Origin of the sequence: Pseudoalteromonas sp. SG41-1 (assembly GCF_014164575.1) — a bacterium.
In the GTDB taxonomy this organism is placed as follows: domain Bacteria; phylum Pseudomonadota; class Gammaproteobacteria; order Enterobacterales; family Alteromonadaceae; genus Pseudoalteromonas; species Pseudoalteromonas rhizosphaerae.
The window spans coordinates 1-1673 of sequence record NZ_JACJFL010000100.1 but is presented as its reverse complement, the minus strand read 5'-3'; the positions used below and the strand labels follow the sequence as shown (position 1 = coordinate 1673).

2 protein-coding genes and 1 pseudogene are annotated in these 1673 nt (G+C 36.6%); 2 read left to right on the top strand and 1 reads right to left on the bottom strand.

Features of this window, described 5'->3' with window-relative positions:
• Both H5203_RS22430 and H5203_RS22425 read left to right on the top strand, forming a co-directional pair.
• Positions 1–340 (top strand): annotated as a pseudogene (locus H5203_RS22430) (TonB-dependent receptor); the annotation flags it as partial.
• Between the two features lie 135 nt (positions 341–475).
• Positions 476–1357 carry a DUF1444 family protein gene (locus H5203_RS22425; protein ID WP_182760651.1) on the top strand — a complete coding sequence of 294 codons (882 nt, stop codon included), beginning with the start codon at positions 476–478 and terminating at the stop codon, positions 1355–1357.
• Here the strand turns inward: H5203_RS22425 and H5203_RS22420 are convergent.
• Positions 1354–1536, bottom strand: a complete 183-nt coding sequence (locus H5203_RS22420; protein ID WP_145237760.1) for a DUF2986 domain-containing protein — start codon at positions 1534–1536, stop codon at positions 1354–1356. The genes H5203_RS22425 and H5203_RS22420 overlap by 4 nt on opposite strands.
• Between the last annotated feature and the right edge of the window lie 137 nt (positions 1537–1673).

Genomic DNA, 1673 nt, shown 5'->3' with positions numbered 1-1673 from the left:
ATATCAAATAATGCCACTGCATAGCAAAATAGCCCTTGAGCAACAACTCGGTAAATGGCAAAACTCATTAAGCTGGCAGTGGGTAGATAGTAAAACGCGTGTAGATCCGCGTCGTATTGAAAATCAATCAGCCAACTATAGCTTAGTGAATTTAGCAACCAAGGCGAGATGGGATAAGCTAACAGTTAAGTTAGCAATTACTAATTTACTTGATCAGTATTATCAACAGCCGTTAGGCGGAGTCAGTATTGCTGATTTTAAAACAGATATGAGCCAAGGCTTCAGCCAATTAGCAGGACAAGGTCGCTCGGTTAATGCCGGTATCAGCTACGCATTTTAATAAATAGAAAATTAGTTAAGTTTTTTAAAGGCCAAATAATTTGGCCTTTTTCGTACCTAAAAAACATTGTTAATGTTATTTTTAAAACATACTATTAGCTTATTTAAAATAATGAATAGTTAAAGGATCTAAGCTATGAAGTTTTACCCTCTTTTATTTGTGTTAATAAGTATATTTAGCATCCCCGGGTTTGCCGCTAGCACTTCGGAGCAAGAATTTACACGTCAGTATACTGAACGTGCGAAATTGGCACTCAAGCAAGCAACCTTCAATCATGTAGATAATCTTGTCATTGAAATTGAGTTTAAAAATGGTTTAAAAGTAACGAGTTATTTAGCAAATAGCTATGCACGTTATATTTCAGGGCAAGCAAGTATGGATGAAGCGTTAACAGACTTTATCGCCAGTCAAGTTGAATATCAAAATTTAGATGAATCAGATGTACTTAATATTAGCCAGTTACGCCCAGTGATAAAATCACAAAGTTATTTAGATGGAGTGAAAAGTCAGCTAGCAGCTGCGGGAGTGAACGAAATACAGCTGCCTTATTATGAAAAGTTAACAGGTGAGCTATTGGTGTTTTATGCAATAGATTCACCTGATAGTTTACGCTTTCTTACTCAACAAGACTTTCAAAGCTTAGCGATATCAAGTCGTAACTTAAGAAGTAAAGCAATCGCTAACTTAGATAAATATTTAAATACCATTAATGCCAAAATAGAAAAATTAGACATCGGAGAGCATGGTGATGTTTATATGTTAGTTGCTGATGAAAATTATGAAGCAACAGCTATTCTTACGCCATCATTCAAAAAGTTACTTAAACAAAAAATTCCTGGTGAGGTTGTTATTGGTATACCTAGTCGCAATATTTTACTTATCGCCAGTAAAAGTGATAATAAGGCAGTAATGTCTGTAGCAGGAATCACTTACAGTCAATTCCCTGAGCTTGCTTATGCAATATCACCCAATATCTATACACTCAAAGACGATAGCTGGCAGCAAATTGACCTTTAGAGGCTTACGAGAGAAGCGTGTTCACTTTCACGCTTCATCAGTTGTCCCTCAACAAGTAAAGCCAATCTTTCACGTTCAGCTTTAGAAGCGTAAGCAGGCTTATTACTTTTGTGTAATTTAGTATTAGCGCGCTTATCTTTTTGATTAAATTTAGTAACGAGCTTTTTTCTGCGGTTAATGGTTTATCTTCACGCGCTTACTAGCACCCATGGCGAGCGTGATGACAGTGATGAGCCGTTATATCAAATAATGCCACTGCATAGCAAAATAGCCCTTGAGCAACAACTCGGTAAATGGCAAAACTCATTAAGCTGGC

Bases quoted from the DNA above. Each gene is read 5' to 3' on its own strand.
- H5203_RS22425 (WP_182760651.1), top strand. From the start codon at position 476: ATGAAGTTTTACCCTCTTTTATTTGTGTTAATAAGTATATTTAGCATC.